The sequence below is a fragment of the Proteiniborus ethanoligenes genome, from assembly GCF_900107485.1.
In the GTDB taxonomy this organism is placed as follows: domain Bacteria; phylum Bacillota; class Clostridia; order Tissierellales; family Proteiniboraceae; genus Proteiniborus; species Proteiniborus ethanoligenes.
The window spans coordinates 17,765-34,331 of record NZ_FNQE01000002.1; the positions used below are offsets into that span (position 1 = coordinate 17,765).

Here is a 16,567-nt window from a genome sequence, read left to right on the forward strand (position 1 = left end):
ATAGGACAGAGGAGCTTAGAGCTATGAATTTTAAAAATTACATTAAAGATAGAATTAGCCTTATAATAATATTCTTCTTAAATACACTTTTGATAATTTTAGTAATGTATTTAAACCTAATAATTAACCATGGAAAATTTTCAAGAGAAAATGTAATTTATGCTTTTATCATATCCTTTGTACTATTCTTATTTTTTATGATATATGATTACCTTAAAGCCAAACCCTTTTATAATTATCTTAATAAAGCTGCTAATTCTGACGATGATTTAGACAGTATCTTAAACGTAACAGGTGCAAGGACTTACGAGAGAATAATGTATAATAGAATTTTAAGCAAAACATTTAAATTCTATAGTGACAAGCTCTCAAAATATGAGGAGAATCAAAGGCAATATATTTATTTCATCAATCAATGGGTACATCAGATGAAAACTCCTGTATCGGTTATTAATCTCTTACTGCAAGATAAAAATAAAGAAAACTATAAGGAAACACTTGAAAGTATCTTTGAAGAAAACGAAAAGATAACCCATGGACTAGAGATGATGCTTTGCAATGCTAGATTAAGCCAATTTAACCTAGATTTTAAAGTTGAAAAGGTAAATATACTATCCATTATAAGAAAAGTGATAAATGATAATAAAAAATCTCTAATAAGAAATTCCATATATCCTAAGATAATATGTGAAGAAGATATAACCGTAGAAACAGATAATAAGTGGATATCTTTCGTAATAAATCAAATCCTAGTGAATGCAATAAAGTATTCAAAAGATGTCTCAGATGAAGATAAACATATTACATTTGAAATAAAAGATGAAGGGACAAGGACGATCTTGTCTATTGAGGATCAAGGCATAGGGATACCAAAGGAAGATAGAACTAGAGTATTCAATGCGTTTTTCACAGGAATCAATGGGAGAAAAACCTCCGAATCAACAGGCATGGGAATGTACCTTTCCAAGAGAATATGTGATGAACTGGGACATGGACTGACATTTGAATCAGAGAAAGGGAAAGGGACTAAGTTTTTCATAATATTTTATAAAGGGAAAAATATATTTAAGCTTTCAAAATTGTAAGATATATAATTATAATGAAAGGGAAATCGATACTATGATTTCCTATTTTTATTTATACTAATAGTTAAGTACTAACCCATGGGATGGTTTTAAGATAATCTATAAAATAATAAATTCCAGAATAAATGGAGGTATTGGGATGTCAGTATTAAAAGCAGAAAACATAACTAAGATATATGGCAATAAAAAAGGAGGTTTAACAGTAAAAGCCCTAGATAAATTTAGCATAAATATAGAAAATGGAGAATTCGTAGGGGTAATGGGACCATCAGGAAGTGGTAAAACTACTCTTTTAAACATATTAGCTACTATAGATACGCCTTCTTCAGGAGAGCTTCATATAAATGGAACTGATCCTATGAAATTAAACGAAAAGCATACAGCCCTATTTAGAAGAAAAGAATTAGGATTTATATTCCAAGACTATAATCTTCTAGATACTCTATCAATAAAAGAAAATATAATATTGCCTTTAGTATTAGAAAAAGTAAAGACAAGAACAATAGAAGAGAAAGTAAAGGATATAGCTGGATTGTTAAACATTAAAGATATCCTTGATAAAAGACCTTATGAGATATCTGGTGGACAACAGCAGAGGGCAGCATGTGCAAGAGCTCTTATACACAGTCCATCTATAATACTTGCAGATGAGCCTACGGGGAACCTTGATTCAAAGTCCTCGCAAGAGGTTATGGAATCTATAAAAAGCCTAAACGAAGAAAGAAACGCTACTATTATGATGGTAACTCACGATCCTTTTGCAGCAAGCTTTTGCCACAGAATAGTGATGATAAAGGATGGCCAATTCTTTTTAGAAATAGTAAAAGGAGATAACAGACAAGCATTTTTCCAGCAAATATTAGACTCCCTTTCTCTATTAGGAGGTAATTACAATGACATTGCGTGATATTGCATATAAGAATATTAAAGGAAATTTCAATAGATATGTAATGTATTACTTAAGCAATACTCTTGTAGTTATGGTGTTTTTCATATTTGCAAACTTTATATTTAATCCTACTGTTTCTAACGTAAAGAAATTAGGGATGAAGGGATTATTAGCTGCTAATACCATGATAGTATGTGAAGTTTTAATATTAGTATTTACTTTTTTGTTCACCTATTATTCAATCTCAAACTTTCTAAAGTCTAGAGAAAAAGAGTTTGGATTGTTATCCATGTTTGGACTCACTAAGTCAGAAATAAGAAGATATGTAACATATGAAAATTTATTTGTATCCCTTATATCTATAATTACAGGACTATTATTAGGAGTACTTTTTTCAAAGCTATTTTTTATGGCTATAACAGTTATTATGACATTAGATGTGGAAGTACCTTTTATGATATCATCTAAAGCAGTAGGAATAACAGCACTAAGCTTCATTATATTATTTCAAGGAATAAGCTTTATAGTTACATTTAAGATTAAAAACAATAATATTGTAGAGCTACTAAAAGGAGCTAGAGTTGCACAATCAGTGCCTAAGTTTTCTGTGCCTAAGACCATTATGGCAGTTCTATTCATTGCTATAGGCTATGGATTAGCAGTAATCTCAGGCGGCATGATAATTTTAACAATGTTTCCCGTATTGTTTTTTACAGTAGCTGGAACCTACTTTTTATTCTCACAATTTAGTGTATTTGCAACTAGCAAGCTTAAGAGGAATAAAAAAATATTTTATAATGGAACCAGTATGATTACATTATCACAGATAATCTACAAGCTAAAGGATAATGCAAAGGTATTATTCATAGTATCCATACTTGGAGCAATCACATTAACTGCATCAGCTAGTGTATATTCTGTTCAGCAAAGTATAAAAGCAAAAATACAGCTAAGTCATCCACATGATATAAGCATTATGGAAGTCGGAATAGGTTCAAATGATATGACTATTTTAGAAAAGGTACAAGAAACTCTACAAAAACATGGCAACGAAATAAGTAATAAAAATCAGGTTGTATTATTAAAAGCTAAAAATGCTGATAAACCTATTAATGAGAACGACAAGGAGAAAAATCCATATCGTAATCCAAATACTGAAGACTTTTATATAATATCTAATAAAGATTATAATATTTTAGCAAATCAATTTAAAAAACCAAATATCACCTTAACTGAAGGTAAGGTTTATGTTAATTCTTATGAATTTGTAATCATGGGGGCCAAAGATGAAAAACTATTTATTAATAATGAATTTTTAAACTTAAATATAAATGGAGTAGATAATAAACTAAAGCTTGTAGGCGAAACCGTTGGAGGAGTTATAGATGTAGATAGGAACAAAACTAATATAGCCGTAGTAAGCGATGCTGATTTTGAAAGATTTCAGGCGAGTACTCCGAAGGAAAAACAAGTTATATACCATGGATATAATATAAAAGACTGGCAAAAGTCAGCTAATGCAGTAATAGAAATAGCAACGATGGTTCCTGAAAATGAAAACATTCTTTTTTCACAAAAGATAACAGACTTTGCAGATATAATGCAGACTACGTCACTATTTCTATTTATCGGAACCTTTGTATCAATACTGTTTTTTATAGCTACAGGCAGTATAATATACTTTAAAATGTTTAATGAAGTTCAAAAGGATAGACAAGAGTTCATATCCTTAAGAAAAATGGGAATGACAGATGGTGAAATGAAGAAAATCATATCGACACAATCGTTTATCGTATTCTTTTTACCATTCATAGTAACATTCAGCCATGCGTCTTTCGCAATAATAGCTTTAAGCAATTTACTATTAGACAACATAACCATATATTTCCTAACCATAGCAGCAATATATCTTGTATTTCAGACCTTCTATTATGTATTCTCCAAGACTATGTATATTAGACAAATAAGAAATCTAGGAGTTTAAACTAGTGCCGGGCAAAGTGTCCGGTTTTTTTATATTTAAATTTTAGATTGACATCATACTAAGTGATTACATGTTTATGTAAAATAACTAAAATTGTGGAAGGAAAAGGTTTGAATATGTAGAAGTTATATAGGACATTCAAGAAGATTTATGGAATTTTTAGATAAGAAACCTATGGATATTAATAAGGTAGATATAGAGAATTATATGTGCTGTTTGTTAAATGATCATAAAGTAAGCCATTCATATGCAAATAGAGACAGTTTTATTACAGAAAGGACAGTGCAGAGAATATTTCAAAATGGATGCCAAAAGGCTAAAATCAATAGAAATATGAGTGTACATTGCTTAAGGCATTCATTTGCAGCACATTTATTGGAAGGAGGTACTGATATTAGATATATACAAGAGTTTTTAGAACATAGTAGTTCAAAAACAACAGAAATTTACATACATGTTACTAAATCATCTATCAGTAAGATAAAAAGTACATTAGATAAGATAATGGATAGGGTTAATGTGAATGGTAGGCAACATGAATAGATTGAAGAGGATGTCGTGATATTTGCTAATTTACATAGATTAGCGACACTACGTCGGAGATTTATAAGTTATGTGACAGGCTAAATATTGGAGGGGCAGGGGTGAGTTTTTGAAGGTAGCGTTTTTAGATAGGGATGGAACAATTATAGAGGATTATGAGGACGAGCTATGGAGAAATAAAACAGAGCCAATTTTTTTAAGTGGTTCACTAGAGGCACTTGAAAAGATAAAACGAAAGGGTTATGAAATTATTATTATAACAAATCAGTATTTAATAGATGAAAAAATTATTTCAATACAACAATATCAAGATTTTACGAATAAATTCATAAAAAAATAAAAGACAATGGGATTGAAATATTAGATATTTTTTATTGCCCTCATTCTAGAGAATCAAATTGTAGTTGCATGAAGCCAAAAGATGGTTTAGTAAAAAAGGCATTAGAGAAATATCCTGAAATAGATTTAAAGGATTGTTTTATTGTAGGAGATTCCTTATGCGATGTTGAACTAGGAGAAAGACTAGGGATAAAGACGTTTGGTATAGGGGTAGGAAAAAAAGAAGGAGAAGCATTAATTATTGATTCATTGGGAGATGTAGTCAGGTATTTATAGTGGAAAAAGGCCCATCACATAACATGCTATTTGCGTAAAGGTGCACGGGGCGCAATCTTAGGACGAAGTGCACCACATCCCTTCACTGGGAGCGAAGCTCCACCAAGTGGGTCTATCTTTCGGGTTCGGTTCAGGGACGTCGCAAATACTGTGACGTTAGATGAAATGACTGGCAGAGTTTTTATGGTTGTAAGGAGGGAATTCATATGTGGAAAACAAGGGAAACAAAAAATTATATATTTCATTATCATGAAAATTCCTATGCTGAACAAGATATTATCAAAATTATTGAGACACAAGAAAATTGCTATGAATATATATGTGAGGTTTTAGACGTCAAGTTAAATAAGAAGTTAAACTATTTTCTTTGCGATTCACCAGTTGAGGTAGGTAAATTATACGGAGATAATGAGCCTTGTAATGGATTTGCGAGAATGCCTGATGGAATCTATGCAGTTTATAATGATCAGATTAAATGTATTGGTTATCATGAGGACGCTCATATTATTTCGTACAATACTTTATCAAGACCACCTCAAAATTTTATCCGAGAAGGTCTAGCAATGTTTTTTGATAAAACATGGTGGGGCATATCCAATTTTGCTTGGGTAGCTTATTTCATAGAAAACAATAAATTGCCTAGATTATGCGACGTAATAGAGAATATAAATTTCCATGAATATAGTTGTACTATTACATACCCTTTATCAGGTGCATTTACTGAATATATTATTTCTAGTTTTGGAATCGAAAAATATAAAGAATTTTATAAAAGTTTGGATGAGAACTTTAACTCTTGTTTTCAAGAGACGTTTGGAATATCTTTTGATGAAGCAGAATCGAAATTTATAAAGTATATTAATAACATTGATATTAACAAGGATATTTTTAAAATAATTGAAACAGAATTAGAAGAGTGAAGGCTCTGGATGAACCAAGACGTCACTTCATCTAACAAAATATTTGCATAGGGGTGCACTTGGGCAAGTTTTTGGAGTGTTGTGCACTACATCCCTTCACCGGGAGCGAAGCTCCTCCAATGGGTCTATCTTTAAGGTCTGGTTCAGGGACGTCGCAAATACGAGGACGTTATAGGAAATGATGATATCGGAGCAGTTCTTCGGGGATTCTGTTTGAAAAGCATTAAAAAGATAGAGTTACTAATAAGTTTCATAGAAAGGAGTGAAAATATATGAAGAACATTGTTAAAAAAATGGCGTACAGTATATTGAGAATTTTAAATGATGATTCTGGAAAGCTTATAAAAGGAGAAGCTGCGATAGTATTTTTAGCTTTTTTAGGTATATACGCTTTATATGATTTTATTAATGGTGGCGGAAAAGTGTTTTTACATGTTTTTTTACCGACTTTAGGAATATCTGTAGTTCTAACAATTGGAGCTTATTTTTTTAATAATCACTTATAAACCTTGACTAGGTTTAATACCTAACCTTTTATAATACAGAAATAAATAAGAAAATAGAACTATGTATTTAATATTTAACTTTTGTTAGTATTTAATATTTAACTTTTGTTATACATATATAAAATCAAAATAGGTATATTTCACAAAAATTAAGCATGGTACAATTTTACAACCTGTATTAATTAACAGCTACACATAAATATAAAACGAGACTAAGAACTATATCATGCACAACTACTAACATTTTAAATCAAATTTATCTTACTGTCTTAGGCTTACCGCTTAGTGAAAGTAAAGAAATTAACTTTATATCTTTATAAGGCGTTCTTGATGCCAATATATAACTTTATTATAAGCCAAGACATATGTTTTTATTATGCGAGGTTTATAGGTATTGAGGACATCATCACTTCCTATAACAATATATTTGCGTAAAGGTGCACGGGGGAGCAAGCCTAGGGCAATGTGCACCACATCCCTTCGCTGTGAGCAAAGCACCACTAAGGGGTCAATCTTTGGGGTTCAGCTCAGGCACGTCGCAAATACGGGACGTTATGCAACAGATAACTTGTTTAGAAAATTCAGAATTGTATAATTTACTATAAAAGATATGATATAATTAAATTACGATATACGAAAGTAGGTTGGCGAGAGCATGAAGATTTATTTTGATATGAACATATTTAATAGGATTTTTGATGATCAAACTCAAGCTAGAGTGCGATTTGAATCTATGGCTATTGATATATTGTTTGAACTTATTGAGAAAGGACAATATATTTTAACATGGTCTTTCATGCTAGATTACGAAAATAGCAAAAATCCATTTACTGATAGAAAAACACATATCCAATCAATTTCTACTTTGTGCAAAGAAATTATTATGCCCCATAATGATATTAGATTAATAGCAAAAAATATAGTTGAAAAATCGAATGCTAAAGAAAAGGATGCGTTACATCTTGCATGTGCAATATATAATGGGTGTGAGTATTTTATTACATGTGATGATAAGTTCATTAAAACAATCATTAGGAATAAAAACAAGTTAGAAGAAGTATTAGGGAATATAAGGTTGTTTAGTCCTATAGATTTTCTTAGAAAGGAGATGGAAATTGATGTCATTGAATGAGAGGTTAAAGTTTACAGATAAAGAAATAATTGAGAAAGGTTCAAGGGTATTGATAAAAGAACTTGGTTATTCAGGATTTTTAAGATTTATTCGTCAGGTTGAAAGCAGTAGTAAAGAAGATTATTTAAATATCGATAAAGAAATATTTAAAGACATGTCTGTAGATGATATTTTTGAAGAAGCTAAAGAACACTGGGAGAATAGAGAGTCTTAAAATTGTATATAAAAAATCCGTCGCATAACAGAGGCTTAGCAACATCGGGGAGAAATAATCTAGGGAAAGTCCGATGTCGCTAAGCCTCAAAACGTTAGAAGACAGCATTATGCCGGGATAGTTGTTTTGGGCTTCATTTGAAAAGATATGGGGAGACGCAGGAACAATAAATATTCCATTTCATATTTCATTGACGTGTATGGAAAGGAGGAATAATAAAGATGGTAAAGAAGTTGTTAACAATAGGGATTCTTTTAACAATTCTATTATCTTTAATATCAGGGTGTGCTAATACTCCTAATTTAACATATTCAGAAGTAACAACCGAAAAATTGAATAAAAGGGTTGCTAAGTTTATCACAGATCATGAACTTTCAAATGGTATCTACATTTTTTATAATAATGAAAAGGAAATTTATTTATTTTTAAACAATAAAAATGTAAAGCAAGGAGATAAGGCAGGATTTTATAAGGATGTCGTGGTTGAGGATAAAGGAGATACAATTGCAATCTCATTCAATGAATATTATACAAATGATTATTCTAATGTTGAGAGGAATAGATTGGTTTATAGAATAAAAGTAAATAAGGATTTTGAGTACCTTAAAGTTTATAAAAACGGGAAAGAAACATATATTGATGTTGTGGGCAGCTAGAGTATAACTTTCTATAATTGGGGTTATTGAGAGAAGAAACTACATAGGTTATGCCATCTTCTAACAAAATATTTGCGCAAGGGTGCACTAGGGCACAATCCTAGGGCGATGTGCACCACATCCCTTCACCGGGAGCAAAGCTCCGCCAGGAGGTCTATCTCTGGGGTCCGGTTCAGGGGCGTCGCAAATACGGAACGTTAGCGGACAGACTGAAAAGGCTTTGTGAATTTGTGAATTTTATAGGAAAATATTTGAATATTAGTGAATTATAAAGGTGGTTTATGATATAATTAAGTTAGAAACTTACATTTGAAATGGGGTGGATAATTTGAGTTATGCTAAGGATGATGCTAGAAAGATAATTGAGAGTTTACCTGAACACGCTACATGGGACGATATTATGTATCAATTCTACGTAAAGAAGAAAATAACAGATTCATTAGATGCTGCAGAAGAAGGAAGAATTATGACCCATGAAGATGTAAGGAAGAGAGTTATGAAGAAATGAGGATAAGATGGACTGAACCAGCAGTTATTGATTTAGAGAATATTAGAGATTATATATCAAGAGACTCAGAATATTACGGATTAATTGTAGTAGAAAGAATTTTCGATGCTGTTGAAAAGCTATCGAGGTTTCCTAACATTGGGAGAGAAGTTTCAGAGATAAATAATCCTAATATTAGAGAAATACTACTTAACAATTATCGTATTATTTATAAAGTAGATGAGGACTATATACTAATTTTAATAATTGTACATGGAGCAAGAGATTTAAAAAATATGAAACCTTGGGAATTTTGATAGAAGTTCTTGAGGTTTTTTTGTTGGGTAAGTTTTTGTAATGGGAAATTGGCATCGTCCATCCGATAACAATGTATTTGCGAGAGGGTGCACTCGGGCACAAGCCTAGGGCGTTATGTACCACATCCCTTCACCGGGAGCAGAGCTCCACCAAGGGGTTTAGCTTTAGGGTCGTGGGTTTAAAAGCATTTGATTTAAAGAAACTTTTGTTATATTTTGGAGGATATTATGACAAGGTTATTTATAACGAGACATGGACAAACAGAATGGAACTTAGAAGGCAGAATGCAAGGACAAAAGGATTCAAAACTTACTGAACTAGGAGAAATACAAGCAGAGTGGCTTGGAGAGAGATTGAATGAAGAAAAAATAGATATTATTATTGAAGAGAAGACAATATGATAAAAAATATGCTGGGGTCTTTGTGAGGACTCCACACAACACTGTTTTTACACAAGGGTGCACAGGAGCAAGTTTTTGGGAAAAGTCAGGTGCACCACATCCCTTCACCGGGAACGAAGCTCCACCAGAGGGTCTATCTTTGAGGTCCGGTTCAGGGACGTCGCAAACACGAAACGTTAGGCGACATCCCAATATCAGAGCAGTACTCTGGAGAGATTTCTTTAGTTAAATATTAGTAGCGAAATATAAACTATTAAAAAGGGTGAAATTGTTTTGAAAAAAGAAAATTCAATATTTGTTTTTCTTGTTATATGGTGTGCTTTAGTACTTACCTATTTTACAATATGGAAAAATAACAGGTTTATTCTGATTTCAACCAATGTACTTATACTTGTAAAATTGTATTTAGATTATAAACATAATAAAAAGTAAAGAGTTTTAAATAGAATCATTAGGAATCAAATTGGAATTATTAAAATACAGTATTCATGTAATATGCATCAGCTAAATTACGTATATAAAAGAAAATTAGTATTTTATACCAAAAATGATTAATAGCGGGGGGAAATTTGTGATGAAACAACCAGATAAATGGCGGGAAACTATTGATCCCTCCACATTACATTTTAATAATTTTCATCTTAAAGAAGTATTAGGTTATCCTCATGCTGGAAATGATGTTTTTTATGTTCAGGGAATGGGCAAAGATGGACAAGAGGTCAAAGGATTTCTAAAAGTAGAGAGACAGAAAACTGCCGATATTGAAAGGGAGGTTTTAATTATTAATGAACTAGATTTTCCTTTCTTACCTACTGTAATAGATTATTCTTTTGATACACCAAGATACATATTGACGAAAGAGGCAGATGGCGAACGTCTATCATATATTTTAGGAGATAACCAGAACATGGAGTCCCTAAAATATATGGAAGTTTATGGGGAGTTGTTAGCTAAAATACATAATGTTCAAATCGATTCATTCCCAGTAAAAGAAAGAGAATTTGTATTACCCCATGAATTTTATGTTGACAATAAATTGGAATATATAGAACGATATTTGCTAGAAACAAAAATTAAGGATACGAAAGGCTTCATTCACGGGGATTGTCATTATGCAAACATTTTATGGAAGGATTACAAAGTATCCTGCTTGCTGGACTATGAATTGTCTGGATATGGAAGTAAAGAGTACGATTTAGCTTGGGCATTAACATTAAGACCAGGACAAAAATTTTTAAGGACAGAAAAAGAACGTGATATTTTTTTAGAATCCTATAGTAGATATCACAATTATTCAAAAGAAGCATTTGAATATTATATGGTTTTATTTGGAATAACATTCTATAAAATTGGTTCTGGAAAGCAAAATGAGGATTATAAAAGTATGCTTATTCATATGATTAATGACATTATTTCAAAGAAAATAGGATAAGGATATTATTGGTACATCTGAAGTGTGTCTCAAAGTAAGTTTAATGATAGTCCAAGGCAAGGCAAAGCACTCACTACATCCTATAACAAAATATTTGCGCAAGGGTGCACTATAGCGCAATCCAAGGGCAATGTAAACCACATCCCTTCGCCGGGAGCAAAGCTCCACTATGGGGTCTATCTCTGAGGTCCAGCTCAGGGACGTCGCAAATACAGAACGTTATCAGAAAGATGCCGCAGGGTGGCGCACATCGTGTGCGCCGATTAGAACCATATAGGAGTTTGAAACGTAATAAAAACTCGGGGATTACAGGTAAAAGGGCTAAACCTGAACCCTATAGGAGGGAAAAGGATTGAATTATCCATGGTTAGATGAATACCTATTAAGCAAAAAAATCCGTCAAGAAAGATTTTAAAATAGAATGGCAATGGGATAGGTATCAAATTGGGAATAAGTTATTTGCAGCAATTTGTTATGGTGAAAATGGCAAAAAAATTCTTACGGTAAAGTGTGAACCTGAGTTTGGAATATATTTAAGAGAAAATTATAGTGATATAACCCTTGGATACTACATGAATAAAGTGCATTGGAATTCATTTGATTTGAATGGAAATGTACCAGAAATGATAATAAAAGATATGATTGAACAGTCAATAAACTGGTATTGAATTCATTTGGGGAAAAAAGACAAATTGAGTTAATGGGAGGAATTATAAATGATTGAATCAAGATGTGGTATTGTTTGTACTGAGTGTGATTATAAGGAAGAGATGAACTGCCAAGGTTGTGTAAACATTCAAAAACCTTTTTGGGGAGAGTCATGCCCAGTTAAATATTGCTGTGAAAATAAAACAATAAATCATTGTGGGGAATGTGGAGATTTTCCTTGTGAACTTTTAAATAGGTTTTCTTATGATAAAGAGCAAGGTGATAATGGAAAGAGAATTGAACAATGTAAAAAGTGGGGAATGATTTAATTTTTTGGTCGTAGCTGTAAAGAATGTGAAAGCAGCTGACATCCGTTTCAGCTTTCAACTGTGGGCGCGGCATCCTTCTGATAACAGCAAGGGTTTGTGCAAGGGGTTCTGCTATAAAGAAAGCGGAAAAGAAAGTAATGGCCTCACCCACACCGCCGGACCCAAGTCGAAGTGTTACTAGGGTCCGGCAGCGTCGCAAACCTGCGGACGTTAGGTGCAATGCTATAGAAATTCATTTTGGATTGAAGGTTTTAGGGGGGAAAACATGAATTTTAACAAGAAAGCAATTACAGCAGGAGCATTTGTTTTATATGATTATTTATTTATTTTTATGGTGGGACCAAATAAGGAAGGGGATTTGGGTGTAGTAAGATTTGGAGGTCATAGGGAAAATGATGAGACAATTATAGAATGCTTGAAAAGAGAGTTAAAAGAAGAGGCATCGATAACAATAACTTTAGCGAATTCACCAGTGACATACCACATAGAAGAATGGGATGAAGAACCAAAGCTAATAGAAAGAGATTTGGAGGAAGACATATATCCAATTATTATAAAAGGTACTCAAAATGGTCCATTATCAGTAACATATTTTGCATACTCGCAAGAAGAACCAAAACCTTATTTTGAGACCCACGGTATTTTACTTCTTAAATTGAAAGATGTAGAACTGATTTGTAAGGAATTAATTACAATTGATGATTTTTTAAAAAGCGAAGGGAAAGCATTATTTCAAAAAGAATTAAGAAGGGATGTTATTCTAAAGCCCGGAGTACACTTAAAATGGTTATCAACGTTATATAAGAAAAATCCAGATTTAATAGAAAGTTTTATGACAAAAAGTTTGGAGCAAGTATAGTAGCCACGCACTACACCTAACACAATATTTGCCCAAGGGTGCACGGGAAGCAATCTTAGGGCAATGTGCACCACATCCCTTCGCTGGGAGCATGGGGTCTATCTTTGGGGTCCAGGTCAGGGACGTCGCAAATACTGGGACGTTATCTGAAACATCCTATATACAGGAAATGCTTTGAAAAACATATTGGAGGATTTTGAGATTGAAAAGAGTAATGGTAGCACTTATTGGTTCAATTCTTTTAATAGTTTCTTTCAGCTGCCTTAAAGTAGCTTTGTTAAATAATAATGTAGATTTAGTTAATTCAAAAACTGATGTTAACCAAGGTGACATTGTTATTACTTATGCTGATATAACACATAATGGTATGCAAGAAAAGATAACTGTTGATATTTCAAATGTTATAGAAAAACAAGAAGCAATTCTTAAAATTATAGATGCTGAAAATAATATTATTTGGGAAGAGCGTGCTGGAATACCACACGTAGGTTGGAACTCTTTATTTCTGTATATTAAAGATGGGACTGTCTATTTATTACGATATAATCCGTATATGAATCAAGGCTATGGGAGCTATACGTATGAATTGTTTTGGATAGACGAATTTTGGAGTGTACAAACCATCTGTTCGAATACTTTGGATTTTAGTATTAAATCTCGTGAGCCTTCGTTTAATATAAATATGATGATATCTTTTGTTGATGAGATAAATAGATTTCTAAACCAAAGTATATTGCTATTTAGTACAGAAGGTGGAGAACTAAGATATAGCACAGAATCAAGTCAAATACATAGAGTAGAAGAATTTTCATGGTTATATAATTGTGATATACAATATGACGAAAAAGACACTTTAAGAGAAAAATTAGAGAAATATCAAGAATACATAGAATCTGAAAAATATATTATTTTTAGGCGCAGGGAGCAAAGCTCCACTTTCGGGCCTATCTCTGAGGCTCAGCTCAGAGACGTTGCAAATACGGGAACGTTAGACGACATTAGGCTAAGTGTGACTATATAGATTAATCATGTTACGTGAAGGGAGTTTGTCATATGAATCAAGATGAAAGAATGTTTTCAATTGGTGTCCAGAATATCAATTTAAAGGAATTTAGCCAAAAGGGGAGAGTTTTAGATATTGGTGGTGGAGGAGAAGGAATTATTGGTCAACTTTTGGGTGAAAAGGTGATTGCAATTGATCCTAGAAGTGATGAACTTGAAGAGGCGGCAGAAGGACCATTGAAAATTATTATGGATGCAAGAGAATTGAAATTTTTGAACAAAACTTTTGATGGAGTAACATCATTTTTTACATTGATGTACATAGAAAAACAGTATCATCAAAAAGTATTTGAAGAAATATATAGGGTTTTAAAAGATGAGGGTGAATTTGTTATTTGGGATGCTACTATTTCTCAATTTCCTGGAGGAATTAAAGATATAATTTTGGTACCACTTGAAATTGAATTAAAAGATAAGAAAATTACAACAACCTATGGTGTATTGTGGAATAAAGCTCAACAAGACATGAAATATTATATTAAATTAGGTGAAAAAATAGGATTTGAAGTTATAACAAAAGAAGAGATGAACCAAACATATTATATAAGATTTAAAAAGAAAGTTAGTATTTAATACGTCGTCTAACATTGTATTTGTGCAAGGGTACACTCGGGCACAGGCCTAGGGCATTGTGCACCACATACTTTAATTAGATGGGAGGGAAAACATGTGGCTACAGTAGAAGAATTGATAAAAGCAAATATAGAGCCTATACCCAAATATCGCCTAATGAGAGATGTGCTCAAATTAAAAACAGATAACATAGAATTAATAGATGCTAAAAGTGAAGTTTTACAAACTAAATGGGTAAAAGAAATTGTAAACCTCCAATGGGATGATGGTTCATGGGGGCAATTTCACAGTATGAGCCAGTTATCAAGTTCAGTAATGACAACAGAGTATGCGTTACGAAGATTACTTATATTGGGTTTAGATAAGAACGATGAGCCTATCAAAAAAGCTTTTGAATACATGGAAAAATACTTACTAAGAGAATTGGATTTAAGAGATTATAAAGAAAAAAACACGATTGGGATTTATTAACTAGATTATTTGTTTCAACATGGATGTTAATAATTGATCCATCTAATGTTTTAGCTACGGAAATAGCTAAAGACTGGGCAAAAATCATAACTTATGCATTTTCTAAAGAAGAATATGACCAAGAGTATTATAAAGAAGCTTATTATGAAGTACATAAGTCGTCAAAAGATAAATTTATGTGGGGATTTCAAAATTTTTATGTTGTATCCTTACTATCAAAGTTTTTATCCAGTGATACAGAGTCTAAGTTCTTAGATTATATTATTAGTTCAGAAAAAGGCATCTATTACATTTATGATGGCAGCCTAAAAAGCCCGCCAAACAATTATTGTTCGAAACAATCAAGTAGATACGTAAGTGCATTTGAATTATTGAGTAATTATCATCTGATTTCAACTAAATGTAAGCATGTAATTAAATGGATTAATGAAAATTCATCGGGAGATGGATTTTGGGATATGGGGCAAACCGTTAAAGATAAAATTTATTTTCCACTATCTAATTCATGGAGAAAAGCTATAAATAGAAAGATAGATTGCACTGTGAGGATGCAAATTATTTTATCAAATTTAAAGAATAGAGATATTTGAGGTAAGTGTAAATACTCCGTCTAACAGCGTGTTTACTGGAGATGCAGGCGGGCACGTTCTAAGGGGAAGGTCAGCGCACCACATCCCTTCACCGGGGGCGAAGCTCCGCTATGAGGTCTATCTCCCAGGTTCGGTTCGGAGACGTCGCGAATACGGGATTTTATAGGTAATAATGATATCAAGACTATTCTTTTGGACCAATTTTATTAGAAACTATGTCACATAATATTGTAGTAATGTGATCACCTGCAACAAATTTTGGAAGGAGTTTAAAACAATGAAAACCATTATAATTTACAAATCAAAAACAGGTTTTGTAAAGAAATATGCAGAATGGATTGCGAAAGATTTATTAGCGGATATTTATGAAGTTTCAAAGGTTAATGTCAATACGTTGACAAAATATGATGCTGTGATTTATGGTGGCAGTCTACATGCGGTTGGCATTAATGGTGTTAAGTTTATTACAAGAAACATTGATAAGCTAATGGGCAAAAGGGTAGTTGTTTTTGCTTCTGGTGCTTCTCCATCGAGTGAAAAAGTAATAAAAGAAGTTATTACACGCAACTTTACTTCAGACCAACAAAAACATATTAAGTTTTTCTACTTACAAGGAGGTTTTAACTATAATAAGCTATCATCCTTTGACAAAGTGCTTATGACATTATTGAAGTGGAATATAAAGAATAAAAAGAAAAAGAAAAAAGAATTGACATCTGATGAAATAGGTATGCTTGAAGTACTAGATAAACCAGCAGATTTTACGAGAAAAAGTAACATAGATGAAATCGTTAATTATGTAAATTCATAGTTTTTTTGCGAAGGTTTATAGAGATAAAATACGTCACCACTT

22 protein-coding genes and 1 pseudogene are annotated in these 16,567 nt (G+C 32.3%); all 23 read left to right on the top strand.

All coding sequences use genetic code 11. The annotated features are described in order from the left end of the window. The first annotated feature begins 23 nt into the window (after positions 1 to 23). The 23 genes and pseudogenes from BLV37_RS01095 (at position 24) to BLV37_RS01200 (ending at position 16,525) form a co-directional block, all read left to right on the top strand. Positions 24 to 1,085 (top strand): sensor histidine kinase, encoded by a 1,062-nt coding sequence (locus BLV37_RS01095; protein ID WP_091726067.1) that lies wholly within the window; start codon positions 24 to 26, stop codon positions 1,083 to 1,085. A 139-nt stretch (positions 1,086 to 1,224) separates the two neighbouring features. Beyond that, the gene (locus BLV37_RS01100; protein ID WP_091726070.1) at positions 1,225 to 1,992 is read left to right on the top strand and encodes an ABC transporter ATP-binding protein; all 768 of its coding nucleotides are present in this window, start codon (positions 1,225 to 1,227) and stop codon (positions 1,990 to 1,992) included. Next, positions 1,979 to 3,958: an FtsX-like permease family protein gene (locus BLV37_RS01105; protein ID WP_091726073.1), complete on the top strand. Its 1,980-nt coding sequence runs from the start codon at positions 1,979 to 1,981 to the stop codon at positions 3,956 to 3,958. The genes BLV37_RS01100 and BLV37_RS01105 overlap by 14 nt, the downstream gene beginning before the upstream one ends. A 150-nt stretch (positions 3,959 to 4,108) precedes the next feature. Further along, complete coding sequence (locus BLV37_RS01110) at positions 4,109 to 4,501, top strand: tyrosine-type recombinase/integrase (protein ID WP_091726076.1); 393 nt, start codon at positions 4,109 to 4,111, stop codon at positions 4,499 to 4,501. A gap of 109 nt (positions 4,502 to 4,610) precedes the next feature. Further along, positions 4,611 to 4,841 carry an HAD family hydrolase gene (locus BLV37_RS15240; protein ID WP_244270433.1) on the top strand — a complete coding sequence of 77 codons (231 nt, stop codon included), beginning with the start codon at positions 4,611 to 4,613 and terminating at the stop codon, positions 4,839 to 4,841. Positions 4,842 to 4,867: 26 nt separating this feature from the next. Continuing rightward, a complete protein-coding gene (locus BLV37_RS15245) occupies positions 4,868 to 5,116 on the top strand; it encodes an HAD-IIIA family hydrolase (RefSeq protein WP_244270447.1) in 249 nt (82 codons plus the stop codon). A 206-nt stretch (positions 5,117 to 5,322) separates the two neighbouring features. Further along, entirely contained in the window at positions 5,323 to 6,036 is a 714-nt protein-coding gene (locus tag BLV37_RS01120; protein ID WP_091726079.1) for a hypothetical protein, read from the top strand. Positions 6,037 to 6,308: 272 nt separating this feature from the next. Then, positions 6,309 to 6,542, top strand: coding sequence for a hypothetical protein (locus tag BLV37_RS01125; RefSeq protein WP_091726082.1), 234 nt, complete (start codon positions 6,309 to 6,311; stop codon positions 6,540 to 6,542). A 655-nt stretch (positions 6,543 to 7,197) separates the two neighbouring features. Next, positions 7,198 to 7,674: a PIN domain-containing protein gene (locus BLV37_RS01130; protein ID WP_091726084.1), complete on the top strand. Its 477-nt coding sequence runs from the start codon at positions 7,198 to 7,200 to the stop codon at positions 7,672 to 7,674. After that, positions 7,661 to 7,888: a hypothetical protein gene (locus BLV37_RS01135; protein WP_091726087.1), complete on the top strand. Its 228-nt coding sequence runs from the start codon at positions 7,661 to 7,663 to the stop codon at positions 7,886 to 7,888. Before BLV37_RS01130 ends, BLV37_RS01135 begins: the two co-directional genes overlap by 14 nt. A 221-nt stretch (positions 7,889 to 8,109) precedes the next feature. Beyond that, positions 8,110 to 8,544, top strand: a complete 435-nt coding sequence (locus tag BLV37_RS01140; protein ID WP_091726090.1) for a hypothetical protein — start codon at positions 8,110 to 8,112, stop codon at positions 8,542 to 8,544. Between the two features lie 319 nt (positions 8,545 to 8,863). Further along, positions 8,864 to 9,052, top strand: coding sequence for a hypothetical protein (locus tag BLV37_RS01145; protein WP_244270434.1), 189 nt, complete (start codon positions 8,864 to 8,866; stop codon positions 9,050 to 9,052). Next, positions 9,049 to 9,348 (top strand): type II toxin-antitoxin system RelE/ParE family toxin, encoded by a 300-nt coding sequence (locus tag BLV37_RS01150; protein WP_091726095.1) that lies wholly within the window; start codon positions 9,049 to 9,051, stop codon positions 9,346 to 9,348. Before BLV37_RS01145 ends, BLV37_RS01150 begins: the two co-directional genes overlap by 4 nt. A 228-nt stretch (positions 9,349 to 9,576) precedes the next feature. Next, a pseudogene (locus tag BLV37_RS01155) lies at positions 9,577 to 9,729 on the top strand (histidine phosphatase family protein); the annotation flags it as partial. A 595-nt stretch (positions 9,730 to 10,324) separates the two neighbouring features. After that, a complete protein-coding gene (locus tag BLV37_RS01160) occupies positions 10,325 to 11,182 on the top strand; it encodes a phosphotransferase (RefSeq protein WP_176967815.1) in 858 nt (285 codons plus the stop codon). A gap of 443 nt (positions 11,183 to 11,625) precedes the next feature. Beyond that, positions 11,626 to 11,850: an MmcQ/YjbR family DNA-binding protein gene (locus tag BLV37_RS15490; protein WP_342026582.1), complete on the top strand. Its 225-nt coding sequence runs from the start codon at positions 11,626 to 11,628 to the stop codon at positions 11,848 to 11,850. 48 nt (positions 11,851 to 11,898) lie between these two features. After that, positions 11,899 to 12,159 (top strand): DUF3795 domain-containing protein, encoded by a 261-nt coding sequence (locus tag BLV37_RS01170; RefSeq protein WP_091726100.1) that lies wholly within the window; start codon positions 11,899 to 11,901, stop codon positions 12,157 to 12,159. A 265-nt stretch (positions 12,160 to 12,424) separates the two neighbouring features. After that, positions 12,425 to 13,018, top strand: a complete 594-nt coding sequence (locus BLV37_RS01175; protein WP_091726101.1) for an NUDIX hydrolase — start codon at positions 12,425 to 12,427, stop codon at positions 13,016 to 13,018. Positions 13,019 to 13,220: 202 nt separating this feature from the next. Further along, positions 13,221 to 14,039, top strand: coding sequence for a hypothetical protein (locus BLV37_RS01180; protein WP_091726104.1), 819 nt, complete (start codon positions 13,221 to 13,223; stop codon positions 14,037 to 14,039). 32 nt (positions 14,040 to 14,071) lie between these two features. After that, complete coding sequence (locus BLV37_RS01185; protein ID WP_091726106.1) at positions 14,072 to 14,653, top strand: class I SAM-dependent methyltransferase; 582 nt, start codon at positions 14,072 to 14,074, stop codon at positions 14,651 to 14,653. 96 nt (positions 14,654 to 14,749) lie between these two features. After that, a complete protein-coding gene (locus BLV37_RS01190; RefSeq protein WP_091726108.1) occupies positions 14,750 to 15,124 on the top strand; it encodes a hypothetical protein in 375 nt (124 codons plus the stop codon). Between the two features lie 23 nt (positions 15,125 to 15,147). Further along, complete coding sequence (locus BLV37_RS01195; RefSeq protein WP_091726111.1) at positions 15,148 to 15,714, top strand: hypothetical protein; 567 nt, start codon at positions 15,148 to 15,150, stop codon at positions 15,712 to 15,714. Between the two features lie 277 nt (positions 15,715 to 15,991). Beyond that, positions 15,992 to 16,525, top strand: a complete 534-nt coding sequence (locus tag BLV37_RS01200) for a flavodoxin domain-containing protein (protein ID WP_091726113.1) — start codon at positions 15,992 to 15,994, stop codon at positions 16,523 to 16,525. The last annotated feature ends 42 nt before the right edge of the window (positions 16,526 to 16,567 follow it).

Bases quoted from the DNA above. Each gene is read 5' to 3' on its own strand.
- BLV37_RS01095 (WP_091726067.1), top strand. From the start codon at position 24: ATGAATTTTAAAAATTACATTAAAGATAGAATTAGCCTTATAATAATA.
- BLV37_RS01100 (WP_091726070.1), top strand. From the start codon at position 1,225: ATGTCAGTATTAAAAGCAGAAAACATAACTAAGATATATGGCAATAAA.
- BLV37_RS01105 (WP_091726073.1), top strand. From the start codon at position 1,979: ATGACATTGCGTGATATTGCATATAAGAATATTAAAGGAAATTTCAAT.
- BLV37_RS01110 (WP_091726076.1), top strand. From the start codon at position 4,109: ATGGAATTTTTAGATAAGAAACCTATGGATATTAATAAGGTAGATATA.
- BLV37_RS01120 (WP_091726079.1), top strand. From the start codon at position 5,323: ATGTGGAAAACAAGGGAAACAAAAAATTATATATTTCATTATCATGAA.
- BLV37_RS01125 (WP_091726082.1), top strand. From the start codon at position 6,309: ATGAAGAACATTGTTAAAAAAATGGCGTACAGTATATTGAGAATTTTA.
- BLV37_RS01130 (WP_091726084.1), top strand. From the start codon at position 7,198: ATGAAGATTTATTTTGATATGAACATATTTAATAGGATTTTTGATGAT.
- BLV37_RS01135 (WP_091726087.1), top strand. From the start codon at position 7,661: ATGTCATTGAATGAGAGGTTAAAGTTTACAGATAAAGAAATAATTGAG.
- BLV37_RS01140 (WP_091726090.1), top strand. From the start codon at position 8,110: ATGGTAAAGAAGTTGTTAACAATAGGGATTCTTTTAACAATTCTATTA.
- BLV37_RS01150 (WP_091726095.1), top strand. From the start codon at position 9,049: ATGAGGATAAGATGGACTGAACCAGCAGTTATTGATTTAGAGAATATT.
- BLV37_RS01160 (WP_176967815.1), top strand. From the start codon at position 10,325: ATGAAACAACCAGATAAATGGCGGGAAACTATTGATCCCTCCACATTA.
- BLV37_RS01170 (WP_091726100.1), top strand. From the start codon at position 11,899: ATGATTGAATCAAGATGTGGTATTGTTTGTACTGAGTGTGATTATAAG.
- BLV37_RS01175 (WP_091726101.1), top strand. From the start codon at position 12,425: ATGAATTTTAACAAGAAAGCAATTACAGCAGGAGCATTTGTTTTATAT.
- BLV37_RS01185 (WP_091726106.1), top strand. From the start codon at position 14,072: ATGAATCAAGATGAAAGAATGTTTTCAATTGGTGTCCAGAATATCAAT.
- BLV37_RS01195 (WP_091726111.1), top strand. From the start codon at position 15,148: ATGTTAATAATTGATCCATCTAATGTTTTAGCTACGGAAATAGCTAAA.
- BLV37_RS01200 (WP_091726113.1), top strand. From the start codon at position 15,992: ATGAAAACCATTATAATTTACAAATCAAAAACAGGTTTTGTAAAGAAA.